Raw genomic sequence first — 16,123 nt, forward strand, 5'->3', positions numbered from 1 at the left:
CCATGCGCAGGTCGCTTCCACCAGTCGCATGCCGGGTCGCAGATACCCTGATCGCGCGCGGCCACCACGGTGTCATCGTCACTCAGCCCGCCCCCACGCCCACCGCCGCCGATGCCGCGCGGGCACTCGGTATCGACATCGGTGCTGTCACGAAATCACTGGTCTTCCTCTTGGACGATGATCCGGTGCTGCTACTGGTCTCCGGCGCACATCAGGTCCACCTCGAGCGCACCAGCGAACGGCTCGAAGGCAGGCTCACCCCCGCCCCCGCCGAGATGGTGCAGGCGGTGACCGGTCAGGCCATCGGCGGCATCGCACCGGTCGGCCATCCCACCAACCTGCCGACCTGGGTGGACAACGCACTGTCCACGCACCGGGAGGTCTGGGCCGCGGGCGGCCATCCGAACACCCTGTTCCGCACCTCGTTTCGTGAACTCATGCGCATTACCGCCGGGCTTGCCATCGACGTGGATTGAATTCCATGCCCGCCCCGCAGTAGCGCGGACCGCGGAATCACGATCTGGTCGGCGACACCGAGCGCCGCGCACTGAGTCCGTTGTTCTGGTCGAACATCAACCCTTACGGCCGGTTCCGGCTCGACATGACCACCCGCCTGGACTTGTCCCGGGAACGCGTCGCGTGCTGAAGCCCGAGAGATGATCAAGACCAAGCCCGCGTCGACGGCCCGCCCACGCAGCGCTCCGCCGCCGATGAGCGTCCGGGCGCGGTCCGATGGGTCACGGGCTTGCGGGCGAGCATCGTGAGAAGGGCAGCCAGCATCCCATTGGCATGGCATCGAGACGTACGTGATCATTCTAGGGACGGCACAACTCTGTCAGCTGCCCATCCACAGGGAATCGTGCACCGTCTCAACCACTCTGGGGAGCCACACCGTTCCGCGGCTCCACTGTTGGCCGACAGGGGTGGCCGAATGCCAGGCGTTCCGTCATCTGAGGCAATCCTAAAGATTATGTTCTACCTGCGGTGAAGGATCGTTTTTCCGGGTTTGTCACAGTGGGCGTGCTAGGCTTTCGCCGTCGGCTGGGGATGGGGTCGATTCGGTAGCTTCGCCCACGTCAGAGCCGTTCCCGTAAACACGGGAGCGGCTTTTGTGTGACGGGCCCGAAGTGGCGCTCCCGACGACGTATCTGCAGTCGGTCCCATGCCCGTGTCGACCGTATGGCGGTGGCATCGCCCACTGATCGCGGTCAGGTCGGCAACCCCGCAAGTCGGTCACCGCCCCTCGAGTCGAGCACCATCACGCCGCTCGACTTCCAATATCGCTCTTCCGAGAAAGTAGTGTTTGTTCATGCACGCTGACATCGACGGCGCCCTCGAGGCCGCCCGGATCGCCACCGGGTTCGACTGGACCTGGGCCGCGGACGACCTCGGTGGTTTCCTCGACGCGCTCGGCTGGCAGGTCTCCGACCGCGGCCCATTCGACTGGCCACTGACCAGTCCGCTAGAGATCAACCGCCCCACCGCGCTGGTGACCGGCCACGGAGATGAGATCAAATGGGTAACCCTGCGCGTCACCGACCACTTGGACGAGCCCGATGAGTCCGCCGGTGTGGAGTTCTTGGCCAATGCCTTTGGTGAGTTGGCCGACCGGCTCAATGGCATTTATGGAGAACCTAGTAGGCGCATAAGCGGGGCTGAGCCCGAACTGCGCTGGGACCTGGATGGCGTGAATATTGAGCTGTCACATGCCGCAGACAGAATATACCTTAATTTTGTGAATCCGGTCTATCAGGCGCGGATGGATGCGATTCCGCCGATGCGGGAGGAATACAACTACGAAGTCTGAGAACCGAGGAATTACTGAATAGCTGACGATCTGACCGCGCCGGAGTTTCCCCCGGGCGGTTTTTCTTTGCCCTGATCAGCACCGTCCACCGCATGGGATGTGGCGGGTGTTGGTCGATCATCTTGGAGGCGACACCACCGTGTGGTGTCGCCTCGCTTTCTTTTGTGAGGTTTTCCACGCATGAATGACGAACCGAAGTTCGTATTCGATCCGGGCCCTATCATCGGTGGGGTTCTGGCCGGCGCTGAGGACGGCGGCGAGGTCGGTGCCCTGGGCGGCCCGGAGGGAGCGATCGTTGGTGGCGTTGCCGGGGCCGTGATCGGCGGCGTCACCGGTGCCATCGTCGGCAGCTACCGAGGCGCCACGGACGGCAACCAAGGATCCACCACACCAGGAACGGTTCCCTCACCGCCCCCGGCACCACACCCGACACCCCCTCCGACCGTCGTGCCGGCCCCGGCTCCTCAGACGGCCCCGATCCCCAACCTGACACCGGACCCGAACACACCCGGTGCTCCACTGCCGCCGATCTCGCCCGCGGAGCTGCCCGGGATCCCCGAGACTGCCCCGCCCATCACCCCCGCTCCGGCGAAGGAACCCGAACCGGTCCTGCTGCCCCCACTGTTTCAGCGGATGCATCCAGTCATGCCTCGCGCCGCGACCGATGACCCCGCAGAGAGCGCGGGCGAACCCGACACCGGCGACGAACACGGCGGCAGTGACGGTGGGGAAGGGGGTGCGGCCGGTGACAACGGCGACGGGGTGCCGCTCGGTAATCCCGAGCGACCGACCACGCGACGCAATTCGAAGAACCGGTTGATCTGGGCCGACGGCCCCAACGCCGGAGATTTCGTCACCGACCCGGACGCCAGCGGTGATTTCGCGTTCCTGATGGAATTGTTCGACCCCCACTCGATCAAACTCACCCCGGAAGAGAAAACAGAACTGTGGAAATACATAGGCGAACGAGCCGAATCCCAATTCGAGCACTACTTCTTCAAAACCGCCCGCGACTGGTGGGCTGCGAAACTCGGCGTCGACACCAGCAAACTCAGCATCTCCGACAACGGGTACAGGGATCTTCTTAACAAACTGCGTGAAGATAATCCTGATCTGATACCGCAATACAATATCTGCTACAGCTGCTCGCGGAGCGGACTGGCACGAAGTGGGGTGATTTCACTCGCGCCAGCGAGGACATGGGCAAGGTCGCGGGCCGGGCGCGGATGCGGGAAGTCCAAGGGCAAGAGGTGTATGAGGGCAGCGGTTCCGATGACCTCGACCTGATCGGAGTTGCCGGGGATGCGATCTGGGTGCCCGAAGAGAAGGGCGGGCTGCCCGGCAAGCCCGGACTCGGTGGCCGCCAGGTCCCCGACGGGAACGGCGGGACGGTGAAGGTCCCCCAAACCTCCGAACCGTATCTGGAGTCGTTGCTGCCCGACAAACTCAAAGACCCCGCGGTACTGGCCCGGATCCGGGCGATCAACCCCGCACTGGCGGACAAGATCGAAGCCGGGCAGACCGTGCCGGTGGTCAGCGAGGTCGTCAAAGCCGACACCAACGGCCGCGTCACCGTCTACCAAACCCGCCCACGGCCGGCCCAATCACCCGATGTCGACCCGGACGTCGAGACCAACCCAGGTGATACACCCGCCGGCGACATCGTCTCGGCCCTGCACGGACTGATCAGCTCCTTCTACCTGATCCCACCGCCGATCCCGCCGACCACCCCGGCCGCCGCACGGCTACACGACATCAGTGCAATCACAGCGCCGGCCCCGGCACGGCCGTGGACCGACGACATCGCTCACTCGGCGCTGAACGCTCTCAACGGCCTGGCCGACCTCGCCGCAGCCGTCACCGCCCCGACCGGCCCGCTGCCCCGACCGCTGTTCACCCGAAGCCGTCAGCCCACTGACGAATCCCTCACCGTGAACATCACCCCCGCACCCCCGTCCAATCACCACTCACCCCCGAGGACGGCCGACGCGCCTACGCCGCAATCGCGCACCTGTGACCTCACCATCACAGAACACGCGGTAGCTATCACTCGCCGGTCTTGCCGCGCTCCGAAGGCGCGGCAAGACGGCCCCGGAATCCTGAAGGAGGCTGGCCGCCTGATCCGATGCCCTGAAGGAATGATCGACCTGGTGACGAGGTCCGCATCGACGTCCGCCAGCCAACGTCGGAGCGACGGTGGAAATGTGTGAGCGGTCTGCGCTGGAGGCTACCCCTCGCTGTCTTCGGTGTTCCGCAGTATTCATCCCACTCGTCCTGAGCTTGCTGGTACTTCGGATTACGGAGGTTCAGGTGAATCGCCCGTGCCGAGAAACTGGCTGTGCGGCCCTGGGCCGCCTGAACAGATTCCGTCACGAATTCGGGCAGGACATCACTGGCGAAGAAGTCGATGTCGTAGACCTGTTTGTCGCTGATGAACGTGTGCCCATCCAGGCGATGTGCGAGGTCAGTCGTGAAGCTCGCCCCCGGACGGATGCCGCGCGCCGACGGTCCACCCCGGCGGCACCGCAGAACCGGCCCAGGTCTTCCTCCGACCACGACCAGTCGAAACCCATTGCCAGATGAACTATCTCGGCAGCTCGGTGGAAATCAGTACGCATGGCGGCGATAGTAATAAGAGGCCACGACAGCAACCTCCGACCACAACAGCGGCTCGTCCCCGAACACACCTGTGTCGCAGCCCCACGGTTCGACTCGGACCGGAACCTCGATCACGCGGAGCGGCACGGCAGTCCTCAGCATGAACGCCGGGCTCAACCACGCAAGGGGTGTTCCGTAGGGCGATCCGCCAACGGAACACCGTGGCGAGACCATTCCGACGCTAGTCGCCGGTGTTCCGTAGAGGTGTTCCGCGAACTGTTCCGGTGAACCCCCGTCCTATGGAACGATTTCCGGCGTGATCGAGCCCTTCCGTGTCGGATACGTGCGCTGCTCCACCGACGAACAAGAAGTCGAGATCCAAACCGAGCAACTGCTCGCCCTCGCGGTGCCGCGTGAGCGGATTTTCATCGACAAAGGATTCTCCGGCACCACCCGAAAGAACCGCACCGGCCTGGACAACGCGCTCACCGCGGTTACCTCAGCCGCAGCCGCCGCTACCCGGCGGCAGGTCGTACTCACCACCACGAAGTTCGACCGGTTTCGCCCGCAGCATGGCCGAGGCCGGCGAGATCCTCACCAGCCTGCGCGAGCGCGATGTCCTGTTCGGGCTCGGCAACCAGATCTACAACTGGGCCGACCCGTTCGGCGAACTGTTCCTCCAGACCCTCGCCATGGTCGCCGAATTCGAGGCCAGCCTCAATCACCTGCGGACCCGCGAGGGTATGGCCAAGGCCCGCGCGAAGGGCCGCCTCAAGGGTAAACAGCCGAAACTTCCCCTCACAGCGCGGAAACGATCCACCGCCGCTACCACGACCCCGCCGACGACGTGAGCCTGGCAGACCTCGCCGAGGAATACAGCGTCGGCCGCTCCACCATCCACCGCATCATCAGCAACGCTGCACCACGAGTCTGATTCCGAGGCCAGCGTCAGGATTCCGCTACTTTGCCCTTCCTGACAGCTTCAGGATTCCGGGGTTAGCAATTACCGACAAACCCGGCGTAGTTTCGTCATGTGAGCGAGCCAACCATCAACGCAGCACCAGCGGTCGCAGCGGAGCCGAGCGCTGGCGAGGCGCAGCTGTGACCGATGCTCAACCCCCCGCGGCGGATGTCCGGATTCCCGATGACCTGAGCGGTATCACCGCCGAGCAGTACCGCGCCTCCATGCGGCACTATCCCGCAGGCGTCACCGTGGTCACCATCGGCTCGGAAAACGGGCCGGTCGGCTTCACCGCCACCTCATTCGCATCGCTGTCCCTGGAACCCCCGCTGGTCTCCTTCAATATCGCCCACACGTCGTCGAGCCTGACAGCACTGCGGGCGGCCGATTCCGTGGTGATCCACTTCCTCGGCGAACATCAGCACGATCTGGCCAAGCGCTTTTCCCGCACCGCCGACCAACGCTTCAGCGACCGCTCCCTGTGGACCACGCTGGACACCGGCGAGCCTGTGCTGCACGGCACGCCCATCTGGATCCGCGCCACCATCCAACAGCGGATCCCCATCGGGGATCACACCTTCGTCGTCGGGCTGGTGACGCGGGTCCACGACAATACCGACGAACAACCCAGCGCCGCACCGCTGCTCTACTACCGCGGCCGCTACTACCGCCCGACCTCGCTCGAAGACTGAGCGCGGCCGGGCGGATTCGCTTGCGCGGCAAAGCTATAGATCGAGCGCAATCGGATCCGATCGGGCCGACCACACCGGGCGCGGCGCCGACCGTGCGGCCGGGTTTACGGTTTCGCCGGGTGACGATCAGTGCGCCCGACGCTGCACGGCGACTGCGCGGCGACTGCGCGGTCGGATCCGATCAGCCGATCGAGCAGGGCGCGGCGCCGTCGGTGGCGTCGGGGCGGGCGAACGGACGGGTCTCGGGCACCGGATTCCAGAGACCGTCGGTGCCAGCGTAATTCCACGACGCGCCCTCGGTGACCAGGGTGGCGATGGCCTCGACCAACCGGTCCACATCGGCGGAGCAGGTGCCGAGACCGATGCTGGCACGCAGCGCACCGTCCAGACCGAGGCGCGCGAGCAGCGGATGGGCGCAGAAGCGGCCGTCGCGAACGCCGATGCCGTGTTCGGCGGAGAGGTAGGCCGCGACATGGCCGGGGACGAATCCGTCCAGGGTGAAGGCGACGATACCGACGGTGTCGGGGCTATCGTTCCAAATGCGCAACAGGGTGACCCCCGGAATCGTGGACAGGCCGGTGCGCAGTCGATCGGCGAGCCGTCGCTCATGCACGGCAAGGGTTTTCGGATCGATCGCACACAGCGCGTCACATGCGGCGGCGAGCGCGGCCGCACCCAGGACATTCGGCGAACCGGCCTCATGGCGCTGCGGTGCGGGTGCCCAGTCCGCATCGGTGGTGGTGACCTCGCGAACGGCGCCGCCACCCGCCAGATACGGTTCGGCGGCATCGAGCCAATCCCGGCGTCCGACAAGCACTCCCGCGCCGAACGGCGCGTAGAGCTTGTGCCCGGAGAATGCGAGGTAGTCGATTCCGGTGTCGCGCAGGCTGATTCGACGATGCGGCGCCAGCTGCGCGGCATCGACCAGGATGCGGGCACCACACTGGTGCGCGATGGTGGCCAGCCGCTCCAGCGGCAGCACCTCGCCGGTCACATTCGACGCGCCCGTAATCGCGAGCAATGCGGCTGGCTTACTGCACAATTCGGCGATCAGCTGACGAATGGTCTCCTCGACGGTCGCCGCCGCCCGCACGACACGACGGCCGTGCCGGGTCCAGGGCAGGAAGTTCGCATGATGTTCGATATCGAGCACCACGGTGTCGCCGGGCACGCAGGCGGCGAGCAGATTCAGCGCATCGGTGGTATTGCGAGTGAACACCACGACCTGGTCGTCGGCGGCATCGAGGAAGCGGGTCACCGAACCACGCGCGGCCTCATAGCACTCGGTGGAGATCCGCGAGGCGTAACCGGCACCGCGGTGCACACTCGCGTAGTACGGCAGCAATTGCTGCACCCGGTCGGTGACCTGCGCCAATGCCGGTGCGCTTGCGGCGTAGTCGAAGTTCGCGTAGGTGGTCGTTCCGCCCTGTACGAGCGGCACCCGCAGATCGTCACCGGAGACCCGAGCGAGGGCGGCACAGCTTTGATCGATTGCAGCGGTCATCACAAATCCCGTCGGCTATGGGACCCGAAAACTGGTGCTCATCCGAGTCCGCGCTTGCCGCACCCGGTCGGGCTGCGGCCCGGTCGTCACCCGGAGCACCCCACCGCGGAGGAGGGTTGCCGACCAGCTAGCCGGGGCTTGACGCTGGTACTCATGACCTGAACCGAAAGATTGGCAGATGCCGCACCGTCCTGTCAACCGAACCTTTCCTGCATACACATGCAGTCGAATAAATAACCTTGCGGTACTGGGCGCCGTGCGGTCTGATCGACCGGTGACGCTTTCGCTACTGCTCAGCTTTGTCGGCCTGTGCATACTGCTGTCGATCACGCCCGGCCCGGATTCGTTTCTGGTGCTGCGATTCTCGATCGTGGATGCGCGACCGGGCATTGCCGCGGCGATCGGCTCGGCATTGGGCGGGATCGGATGGGCGGTAGTGGTCGCGGCGGGCGTCGCCGCCCTGCTGGAGCAGTCCGCGACGGCCTATCGGACGCTGAAGGTCATCGGCGGAATTTATTTGGTGTACTTGGGAATTCGGGCGTTGATCGAGCACCGCAAGCAACGCGGGACGCGCACCGCCACAGCGCCCGGACAGCCGGTTGCGCAGGCGCAAACTTCGGTTCGCTCGGCATTCGCCGCGGGCGTGGTGTCGTGCCTGTTCAACCCGAAGGTCGGGCTGTTCTATCTGGCGGTGCTGCCGCAATTCTGCACCGATATCACCTTCCTGAACACCCTCGCGCTCGGCGCCATCGAATGCTCCATTGCCGCCGTCGAGATGATCCTGCTCGCCTTGCTGGCGTCGCGGGCGGTCACGATGTTGCGCCGTCCCCGAGTTCGCGATCGGCTCGAGCAGATCAGCGCGGCCATTCTCGCCGCGCTCGGCATCGGCACGGCCGCCTCGGCCGCGTAATCCGTCATGCGTCAGAGCTTCGGCTGAATCTCCTTGCGCCACAGCCATAGTGCCGCGACCAACGAGATGATCGACGCGGCGGTGAGCCACCAGAACGCGTGCCGGAATCCGGCATCCACCGACAGCCCGGCACCAGCCGCGCGAGACAGCACCACCGCGAGCGATGCCGCGCCGATCGCCCCGCCGACCCGCTGCAGAATAATCACGAACGATGCAGCATCCGGCAACTGCTCGCGCCGCACCGAGGCGTAGGCCGCGGCCACCATCGGCACGCCCGTCAATCCATTAGCCAGGCCTCGAATCAACAGCAGCACCTGCACGACAACCGGATTCATCGAGGCACCGTCGAGCGCGAATGGCACGGTGACCACGACCGTCACCGCATTACCGACCACGGCGACCACGCCGCCGCCATACCGGTCGGTCAACCGGCCGCCGATGGGCAGCGCGATGATGCTACCGATCCCGAAGGATATGAGCAGCAGACCCGTCGCGATGATGCCGTCCCGATGCAGTACCTGAAAGTACAACGGCAGCAATAGCATTGCCCCATACATCGACGCACCCGCGAAGAAATTCGCCACATTGGCCGTCGCGAATACCGGATGCCGGAACAGTCCGACATCGAGCAGGCGCGCACCGCCCCCGCGCACCGATCGGGCCACGAACAGGCCGAGCGCCAGCACCCCGACCACCATCGACACCCACACTGTGGGCGCGGAAACGCTACCGCGACTGCCGAATTCGCCGAGTCCATAGACCAACGTCGATAGCCCGACCGCGATCAACGCGAATCCGGTGGCGTCGAATCGACCACCGTTACCTGTCGCCTCCGCCCGCGGTAACAGCCGATACGCCAGCACGAATGCCACCAGTCCGAACGGAATGTTGATCAGGAACAACCACTTCCAGTCCAGATTCGCCAGCATCACACCACCGATGGTCGGCCCGATCGCGGGCGCGGCGACCACGGCGATACCGGAGACACTCATCACCCGGCCCAGCCGCTGCGGACCCGCGACCTGACCGATCAGCGTCTGCCCGGCGGGCACCAACAGACCCGCCGCCAAGCCCTGGGCGATCCGAAACCCGATGAGCCAGCCGATATTCGGAGCCAGCGCACACAGTGCGGAGGTCACCGTGAACCCGGCGAGCGCGGTCAACCAGACCCGGTCCATGCCGAATTGCCGCCCGAGCCAACCGCACAACGGCAGCATGACGGCGAGTGCGAGCAGATAGCCGCTCGCGATCCACTGGGCACTGTCCAGTGCCGCACCGAGATCCGTCGCGATGGAGTTCAGCCCGATATTCACCAGCGAGGTGTCCAGCATGCTCATGGTCGCACCGAAGACCACCACACCGGCCACCCGCCACACCCGTGCGGGAATGGGTTCGAGTGCGGGTGCGGCGGCGAGAGCCGTTCGAGTATCCGACATGGATCCTCCGCTATTTGTCGACGTCGAGATTGCGGAGGTTATCAACAATCTTATTGATCAACAATAGATACAATCACCTGATGCCCGCTGACCACATTCACCCCCGCGGCCTGCTCCGCTTCCCGACCTATGCGCTCGGCAAGCTGCACAAGGCCGTACACGCCGAGCTGGGCATCTCGTTGCGCGAACAGTGGGTGCTGGTCTGCCTGGAGGAGTTCGACGACCTGTCCCAGCAGCAGGTCTCCACCGCGCTCGGCATCGACCGCAGCGAGGTTGTCCGGCTGATCGATGGCCTGGAAGAGGCCGGATTCGTCATCCGCACCCGCGATGCGACAGACCGGCGCAAGTACCGGCTCACCATCACCCCGTCCGGGCGCGCCGAGCGCCGCAAGACCGATGAACTCATCGAAAGGGCCACCGAGCGGGTGCTGCATCGACTCGATGAGCAGGAGCGGCGCACCCTGCACCGCCTGGCACTCAAAGCGCTCGGCGAACAGGTTTGACCGATACCGCAGGTACCGTAGACAGTTGGCCACACGTGGCATTCGCCCACTGGTAACCCGGCTGTGAGACAACAACGAGGAAGCGCAAGGCAGGTCTATGAGAGGTGGGCAGGACACGATGCTACAGCCGCAGGTCGACACCGCGGCGGGCACGGACCCGACGAACGGGCTCCACACCCCCGAACCCTTGCTGCGCGGCACCCTCGCGCCGCAGGTCAGAACCCTTGTCGACATCCTGAACAGCACCGCGGCGGCCCATCCGGAAGCCCCTGCTATCGACGACGGTGATGTGGTGCTCAGCTACACCGAATTGCTGGCCGAGATCGATGCCGGAGTCGTGCGCTTGACCGCGGAGGGTGTGCGCCCCGGTGACCGCGTCGGGGTGCGCATGCCGTCCGGCTCATATGAGCTTTACGTCACTATTCTGGCCATTCTGTATGCCGGTGCGGCCTATGTTCCGGTGGACGCCGACGACCCGGAGGAACGCGCCCGACTCGTCTTCGGTGAGGCCCGCGTCACCGCGATCGTGACGGCGGCGGGCGTCGAACCGACGGTGGCCGCCGCCGAACGGTCCGAACCGACCGCCGCGGATTCGACGGTCCGCCCGACCCCCGCCGACGACGCCTGGATCATCTTCACCTCCGGATCCACCGGCACCCCGAAAGGCGTCGCCGTCACCCACCGCAATGCCGCCGCCTTCGTCGATGCGGAGGCGCGCCTGTTCCTGCCGAACGCCCCGATCGGTCCGGGTGACCGGGTGCTCGCCGGACTTTCGGTCGCCTTCGACGCCTCATGCGAGGAAATGTGGCTGGCCTGGCGCAACGGCGCCTGCCTGGTGCCCGCACCGCGCGCCCTGGTCCGCACCGGTGCGGATCTCGGGCCCTGGCTGGTCCGGCGCGCAATCAGCATCGTCTCGACGGTTCCCACCCTGGCCGCGACCTGGCCCGTCGAGGCACTCGACCCGGTCCGGCTGCTGATCTTCGGCGGCGAGGCGGTGCCGCCCGAACTCGCCGAACGTCTTGCCGGAAAGCACTCGGCGCGGGCGAAGGGCGACGAAGAGGTAGTAGACCACGCGCAGTCCCACGAACACCCGGAATCGGATACCGATTCCGAACGCGAGGTCTGGAATACCTACGGCCCCACCGAAGCAACGGTCGTCGCCTGTGCGGCGCTGCTCGACGGCGGCTTCCCGGTCCGGATCGGGCTCCCCCTCGACGGCTGGGATCTGGCCGTCGTCGATGCCGCCGGAAATCCGGTCGGCGAGGGCGAATCCGGGGAACTCGTGATCGGCGGTGTCGGCCTGGCCCGCTACCTCGATCCGGCCAAGGACGCCGAAAAGTACGCTCCGCTGCCATCACTCGGCTGGGACCGCGCCTACCGCAGTGGCGATCTGGTCCGCAAGGACAGCGCGGGCCTGGTCTTCCTCGGCCGCGCCGACGATCAGATCAAACTCGGTGGCCGCCGCATCGAACTCGGCGAACTCGATAACGCCCTGCAGCACCTACCCGGCGTCACCGGAGCGGCGGCCGCGATCCGAACCACCAAGGCGGGCAATAAGATCCTCGTCGGTTACCTGACCGGCACCGCACCCGACTTCGACCTCAAGGCAGCTAGAGCCCAACTCGCCGAACAACTTCCGGCCGCGCTGGTCCCCCGACTCGCCATCGTCGCCGACCTGCCCACCCGCACCTCGGGCAAGGTCGACCGCGACGCCCTGCCGTGGCCACTGCCGAATACCGCCGAAACCGACACCGCGAACGGCGATCTCACCGAAACCGAGCAATGGGTTGCCGGGCTGTGGGATTCGATTCTCGGTGCGCAGGTCACCGGAGCGGATACCGACTTCTTCGATCTCGGCGGTGGCTCGCTCTCGGCCGCCCAGTTGGTTACCGCACTGCGCGAACGTTATCCACGCATCACCGTCGCCGATCTCTACGACCATCCACGCCTCGGCGCACTGGCCGAGCTGCTCGACGAGACCGCGCCGAGCGCCGAGGTCGAGGAACGCATCGTGGGCCCGACGCCGCTGCGCGCCCAATGCGCCCAAATGCTCGCCATCATCCCGCTCACTACGCTCACCGGATTGCAGTGGCTCACCTGGTTGGCGATTGTCGGCAATATCGCGGGCTGGTCCGGCTCACTGCCGTGGCTGCCGCATCTGTCCTGGTGGTGGACGCTGGCCGCGTTCCTGCTGTTCATCTCACCGCCCGGTCGCATGGTCACCTGCGCGACCGGCGCGCGAATTCTGCTGCGCGGCGTACGCCCCGGCAGTTATCCGCGCGGCGGGTCGGAGCACCTGCGACTGTGGGCGGCGGTCCGGCTCTCGGAGGCCAGCGGCGCCGAGAGCCTCTCCGGTGCACCGTGGATGGTGCCGTTCGCGCGGGCACTCGGCGCGAAGATCGGCCACGGCGTCGACCTGCACACCCTGCCGCCGGTCACCGGCATGCTCGAACTCGGCGACGGGTGCAGTGTGGAGCCCGAGGTCGACCTGTCCGGCTATTGGATCGATGGCGATGTCGTACACATCGGACCGATCACCATCGGTGCCGGCGCGGTGATCGGTGCGCGCTCGATCCTGTTGCCCGGCAGCAAAATAGGTAAGAATGCCGAGATCGCGGCCGGATCGTCGGTATCGGGGAAAGTAAAGGCCGAACAGGAGTGGGCCGGTTCGCCCGCCACGAAAGTCGGCAAAGCCCAGCATCGTTGGCCCGCGCACACCCCGGCACGAGCCGCGCACTGGGTCGCGATTTTCGGCGTGACCTCGATGGTGCTGGCGGCCATGCCCATTCTCGGTCTGGCCGCGGGCGGCGCATTCATCGCCTGGTTCATCCGCGACGCGCAAACCCTCGCGGGTGCGCTCGGCAAGGGCTTCGCCATCCTGCCCGTCGCAACGCTGCTCAGCCTCGCCTTGTACGCCGCGGCCACGGTCATCGCGGTCCGGCTGCTCAGCATCGGACTCATCGAGGGCCATCACCCCGTCCGCAGCAGGGTCGGCTGGCAGGCGTGGGCCACCGAACGGCTACTGGATTCGGCGCGCACCCTCCTGTTCCCGCTCTACGCCAGCCTGCTGACCCCGCTGTGGCTGCGCCTGCTCGGCGCGAAGGTCGGTAAGAGCGTCGAGGCATCGACGGTGCTCCTGCTGCCGAAATTCACCACGGTCGCCGACGGCGCGTTCCTCGCCGACGACACCATGATCGCCAGCTACGAACTCGGCGGCGGCTGGCTGCATATCGGCGATGCGAAGGTCGGCAAGCGCGCCTTCCTCGGCAATTCCGGTATGACCGCCCCCGGTCGACGGGTGCCGAAAAACGGGCTGGTCGCGGTGCTTTCGGCCGCTCCGTCCAAGGCCAAGGCGGGTTCATCCTGGCTCGGCAGCCCACCGGTGCGACTGCGGCGCGCCTCCGAAACCGGCGATACCGAACGCACCTTCGATCCGCCGCTGCGGCTGAAGGTTTTCCGCGGCATAGTCGAGACCTGCCGACTCGTCCCGGTGCTCGTCACCTTCGCCATCGGTCTCGGCGTGCTGTTCACGCTGGCCTGGATCGCGCAATCGGCGGGCTATCTGATCGCCGGACTGCTCTGCGGTCTGGTCCTGATGGCCGCCGGTGCGATCGCGGGCGCGAGTGCGGTCACCGCGAAGTGGCTGCTGGTCGGGCGCATCGGCGCCGAGGAACATCCGCTGTGGAGTTCGTTCGTGTGGCGCAACGAGGTCGCCGACACCTTCGTCGAAACCGTTGCCGCGCCGTGGTTCGCGCGCGCGGCGACCGGTACCCCCGTACTGAATCTGTGGCTTCGTGGGCTCGGTGCCAAGATCGGCCGCGGAGTATGGTGCGAGTCCTATTGGCTACCGGAGGCAGACCTGGTGACACTCGGTGACGGCGCGACCGTGGAACGAGGGTGTGTGGTGCAGACCCACCTCTTCCACGATCGGATCATGGCCATGGACACCGTAACCCTCGGTGCCGGAGCCACCCTCGGGCCGCATTGCGTCGCCCTGCCCGCCGCGAGTATCGGCGCGGGCGCGACCATCGGTCCCGCGTCGCTGGTCATGCGCGGGGACACCGTACCGCCGTCCACCCGCTGGTGGGGCAATCCGATCGCGCCGTGGTCGGGTGCGGCGCCGAGCTCGAGCGAGGCCGGAGCAGCCAACTGATGCCTGGCAAGTTCTACGAAGAACCCATCGACGAATACCTACCGCAGAACGGAAATCGGGGTTATCGGGTATCGCGGTACGAACTGGAGCTCACCTACAAGGTCGCCAGCAACCGGCTGGCGGGCCGGGCCGCGATCACCGCGGTGACCACCGCCGTGCGGGACCGTTTCGCGGTCGACCTGTCCCAGGCGCTCACCGTCGCCAAGGTCTTCGTCAACCGGGCCAAGCCCGCGAAATACATCCATCAGCACGGCAAACTCGTGATCACCCCGCAGCAGCGGATTCCGGCGGGCGCGGTGCTCAGCCTGGTCATCCAGTACGCGGGCATACCGAAGCCGGTGGGCGGGCCGTGGGGGGAGGTCGGCTGGGAGGAACTGACCGAAGGCGCCCTCGTCGCCAGTCAGCCCAACGGCGCCGCGTCCTGGTTCCCCTGTGACGATCATCCGAGTTCCAAGGCCAGCTACCGCATTTCGATCACCACCGACACCCCGTACTACGCGCTGGCCAACGGCACCCTGGTGCGCAAGCAGACCAAGGCGAGCCAGACCACCTGGGTCTATGAACAGTCCGAACCGATGTCGAGCTATCTGGCCACCATCCAGATCGGGCCGTACCGGAAACATCGCATCGACAGCCCGCGCGGTTCGGTGCCGATGCAGGCCGTCGTCCCGCCACGGCTGCGCGCCGCTTTCGACCACGACTTCGAGCGCCAGCCGAAGATGATGGCGCTGTTCACCGAGAAGTTCGGTCCGTACCCGTTCGAGGCGTACACCGTCGTGATCACCGATGACGACCTCGAGATCCCGGTCGAGGCACAGGGCATCTCCGTCTTCGGCGCCAATCACTGCGACGGCCGCCGCGGTGCGGAACGCCTGGTCGCGCACGAACTCGCGCACCAGTGGTTCGGCAATAGCCTCACTATTCGGCAGTGGCGCGATATCTGGCTGCACGAAGGCTTCGCCTGCTATGCCGAGTGGATCTGGTCGGAGGCCGCGGGCGGGCCGACGGCCGATCAGCTGGCGCGCGCCGCCCGACACAATCTGTCCAGGGAGCCGCAGAACATCATCATCGGCGATCCAGGCCCACCGCGCATGTTCGACGATCGCGTATACAAACGCGGCGCCCTCACCCTGCACGCGCTGCGCCTCGAGCTCGGCGAACCGGCCTTCTGGGATCTACTGCACGAGTGGACGATTCGCCATCGGCACGCATCGGTGAGCACCGAGGAGTTCACCGATCTGGCCGGACATTACAGTCTGGTGCCGCTGCGATCGCTATGGGAAGCGTGGTTGCGCACCGAGCCGCTGCCGCAATTGCCGCCGTCCGGTGGACCGGCCGGTACGAGCAACTCGCGTTAGAAAACCAGGTAGCGCGCCGCGAGTTCTTCGACCAGCGGATGATCTTCGGCGACGCTGTCGAGTGCGTCGAGATCGGCCCCGACCGAGATCTGGCGCGGATCGTCCTGCTCTTGGTCCTGGACGTCCTCATGGAGTTGGCGCAATAGTTTGGCCCGCACGCGCTCTTTCAGCGAATCGCTCATATACGAAGCCCTACCTGCA

Annotated in this window: 13 protein-coding genes, 1 pseudogene and 1 riboswitch; of the genes and pseudogenes, 11 read left to right on the top strand and 3 right to left on the bottom strand. The window is 66.0% G+C overall.

Annotated features, from left to right (window positions below; all coding sequences use genetic code 11):
* Positions 1-2 precede the first annotated feature (2 nt).
* From ACW2Q0_RS12310 to ACW2Q0_RS12340, 7 genes and pseudogenes are all read left to right on the top strand, one after another.
* Positions 3-476 (top strand): YbaK/EbsC family protein, encoded by a 474-nt coding sequence (locus ACW2Q0_RS12310; protein WP_457189346.1) that lies wholly within the window; start codon positions 3-5, stop codon positions 474-476.
* Between the two features lie 833 nt (positions 477-1,309).
* A complete protein-coding gene (locus ACW2Q0_RS12315) occupies positions 1,310-1,807 on the top strand; it encodes a DUF6301 family protein (RefSeq protein WP_457189348.1) in 498 nt (165 codons plus the stop codon).
* Between the two features lie 180 nt (positions 1,808-1,987).
* Positions 1,988-3,094, top strand: a complete 1,107-nt coding sequence (locus tag ACW2Q0_RS12320; protein ID WP_457189350.1) for a hypothetical protein — start codon at positions 1,988-1,990, stop codon at positions 3,092-3,094.
* Positions 3,058-4,017 (top strand): hypothetical protein, encoded by a 960-nt coding sequence (locus ACW2Q0_RS12325; protein ID WP_457189352.1) that lies wholly within the window; start codon positions 3,058-3,060, stop codon positions 4,015-4,017. The genes ACW2Q0_RS12320 and ACW2Q0_RS12325 overlap by 37 nt, the downstream gene beginning before the upstream one ends.
* A 731-nt stretch (positions 4,018-4,748) precedes the next feature.
* Positions 4,749-4,904: pseudogene (locus ACW2Q0_RS12330) on the top strand (recombinase family protein); the annotation flags it as partial.
* A gap of 73 nt (positions 4,905-4,977) precedes the next feature.
* On the top strand, positions 4,978-5,256 hold the full coding sequence (locus tag ACW2Q0_RS12335) for a recombinase family protein (RefSeq protein ID WP_457189354.1): 279 nt from the start codon (positions 4,978-4,980) through the stop codon (positions 5,254-5,256).
* A gap of 334 nt (positions 5,257-5,590) precedes the next feature.
* Positions 5,591-6,058 (top strand): flavin reductase family protein, encoded by a 468-nt coding sequence (locus tag ACW2Q0_RS12340; RefSeq protein ID WP_457189518.1) that lies wholly within the window; start codon positions 5,591-5,593, stop codon positions 6,056-6,058.
* A 181-nt stretch (positions 6,059-6,239) separates the two neighbouring features.
* Here ACW2Q0_RS12340 and ACW2Q0_RS12345 read toward each other — a convergent pair whose 3' ends face one another.
* On the bottom strand, positions 6,240-7,562 hold the full coding sequence (locus ACW2Q0_RS12345; protein WP_457189356.1) for an aminotransferase class V-fold PLP-dependent enzyme: 1,323 nt from the start codon (positions 7,560-7,562) through the stop codon (positions 6,240-6,242).
* A 45-nt stretch (positions 7,563-7,607) separates the two neighbouring features.
* Positions 7,608-7,721, bottom strand: a riboswitch (SAM riboswitch).
* 115 nt (positions 7,722-7,836) lie between these two features.
* Between ACW2Q0_RS12345 and ACW2Q0_RS12350 the strand changes: the two genes are divergently transcribed.
* Entirely contained in the window at positions 7,837-8,472 is a 636-nt protein-coding gene (locus ACW2Q0_RS12350) for a LysE family translocator (RefSeq protein ID WP_457189358.1), read from the top strand.
* Between the two features lie 11 nt (positions 8,473-8,483).
* On the opposite strand, the gene ACW2Q0_RS12355 is transcribed toward ACW2Q0_RS12350, so the two are convergent.
* Positions 8,484-9,908, bottom strand: a complete 1,425-nt coding sequence (locus ACW2Q0_RS12355; RefSeq protein ID WP_457189360.1) for a DHA2 family efflux MFS transporter permease subunit — start codon at positions 9,906-9,908, stop codon at positions 8,484-8,486.
* Between the two features lie 80 nt (positions 9,909-9,988).
* Between ACW2Q0_RS12355 and ACW2Q0_RS12360 the strand changes: the two genes are divergently transcribed.
* The 3 genes from ACW2Q0_RS12360 (at position 9,989) to ACW2Q0_RS12370 (ending at position 15,922) form a co-directional block, all read left to right on the top strand.
* Positions 9,989-10,411, top strand: coding sequence for a MarR family winged helix-turn-helix transcriptional regulator (locus ACW2Q0_RS12360; protein WP_457189362.1), 423 nt, complete (start codon positions 9,989-9,991; stop codon positions 10,409-10,411).
* A gap of 118 nt (positions 10,412-10,529) precedes the next feature.
* A complete protein-coding gene (locus ACW2Q0_RS12365; RefSeq protein ID WP_457189520.1) occupies positions 10,530-14,564 on the top strand; it encodes a Pls/PosA family non-ribosomal peptide synthetase in 4,035 nt (1,344 codons plus the stop codon).
* Positions 14,564-15,922 (top strand): M1 family metallopeptidase, encoded by a 1,359-nt coding sequence (locus tag ACW2Q0_RS12370; protein ID WP_457189364.1) that lies wholly within the window; start codon positions 14,564-14,566, stop codon positions 15,920-15,922. The genes ACW2Q0_RS12365 and ACW2Q0_RS12370 overlap by 1 nt, the downstream gene beginning before the upstream one ends.
* Here ACW2Q0_RS12370 and ACW2Q0_RS12375 read toward each other — a convergent pair.
* Positions 15,919-16,104, bottom strand: coding sequence for a hypothetical protein (locus tag ACW2Q0_RS12375; protein ID WP_457189366.1), 186 nt, complete (start codon positions 16,102-16,104; stop codon positions 15,919-15,921). The genes ACW2Q0_RS12370 and ACW2Q0_RS12375 overlap by 4 nt on opposite strands.
* Between the last annotated feature and the right edge of the window lie 19 nt (positions 16,105-16,123).

Source organism: Nocardia citri (genome assembly GCF_054065835.1).

Excerpts from the sequence above, each read along its gene's own strand:
- ACW2Q0_RS12310 (WP_457189346.1), top strand. The coding sequence starts at position 3 with ATGCGCAGGTCGCTTCCACCAGTCGCATGCCGGGTCGCAGATACCCTG.
- ACW2Q0_RS12315 (WP_457189348.1), top strand. The coding sequence starts at position 1,310 with ATGCACGCTGACATCGACGGCGCCCTCGAGGCCGCCCGGATCGCCACC.
- ACW2Q0_RS12320 (WP_457189350.1), top strand. The coding sequence starts at position 1,988 with ATGAATGACGAACCGAAGTTCGTATTCGATCCGGGCCCTATCATCGGT.
- ACW2Q0_RS12335 (WP_457189354.1), top strand. The coding sequence starts at position 4,978 with ATGGCCGAGGCCGGCGAGATCCTCACCAGCCTGCGCGAGCGCGATGTC.
- ACW2Q0_RS12340 (WP_457189518.1), top strand. The coding sequence starts at position 5,591 with ATGCGGCACTATCCCGCAGGCGTCACCGTGGTCACCATCGGCTCGGAA.
- ACW2Q0_RS12345 (WP_457189356.1), bottom strand. The coding sequence starts at position 7,562 with ATGACCGCTGCAATCGATCAAAGCTGTGCCGCCCTCGCTCGGGTCTCC.
- ACW2Q0_RS12355 (WP_457189360.1), bottom strand. The coding sequence starts at position 9,908 with ATGTCGGATACTCGAACGGCTCTCGCCGCCGCACCCGCACTCGAACCC.
- ACW2Q0_RS12360 (WP_457189362.1), top strand. The coding sequence starts at position 9,989 with ATGCCCGCTGACCACATTCACCCCCGCGGCCTGCTCCGCTTCCCGACC.
- ACW2Q0_RS12365 (WP_457189520.1), top strand. The coding sequence starts at position 10,530 with ATGCTACAGCCGCAGGTCGACACCGCGGCGGGCACGGACCCGACGAAC.
- ACW2Q0_RS12370 (WP_457189364.1), top strand. The coding sequence starts at position 14,564 with ATGCCTGGCAAGTTCTACGAAGAACCCATCGACGAATACCTACCGCAG.
- ACW2Q0_RS12375 (WP_457189366.1), bottom strand. The coding sequence starts at position 16,104 with ATGAGCGATTCGCTGAAAGAGCGCGTGCGGGCCAAACTATTGCGCCAA.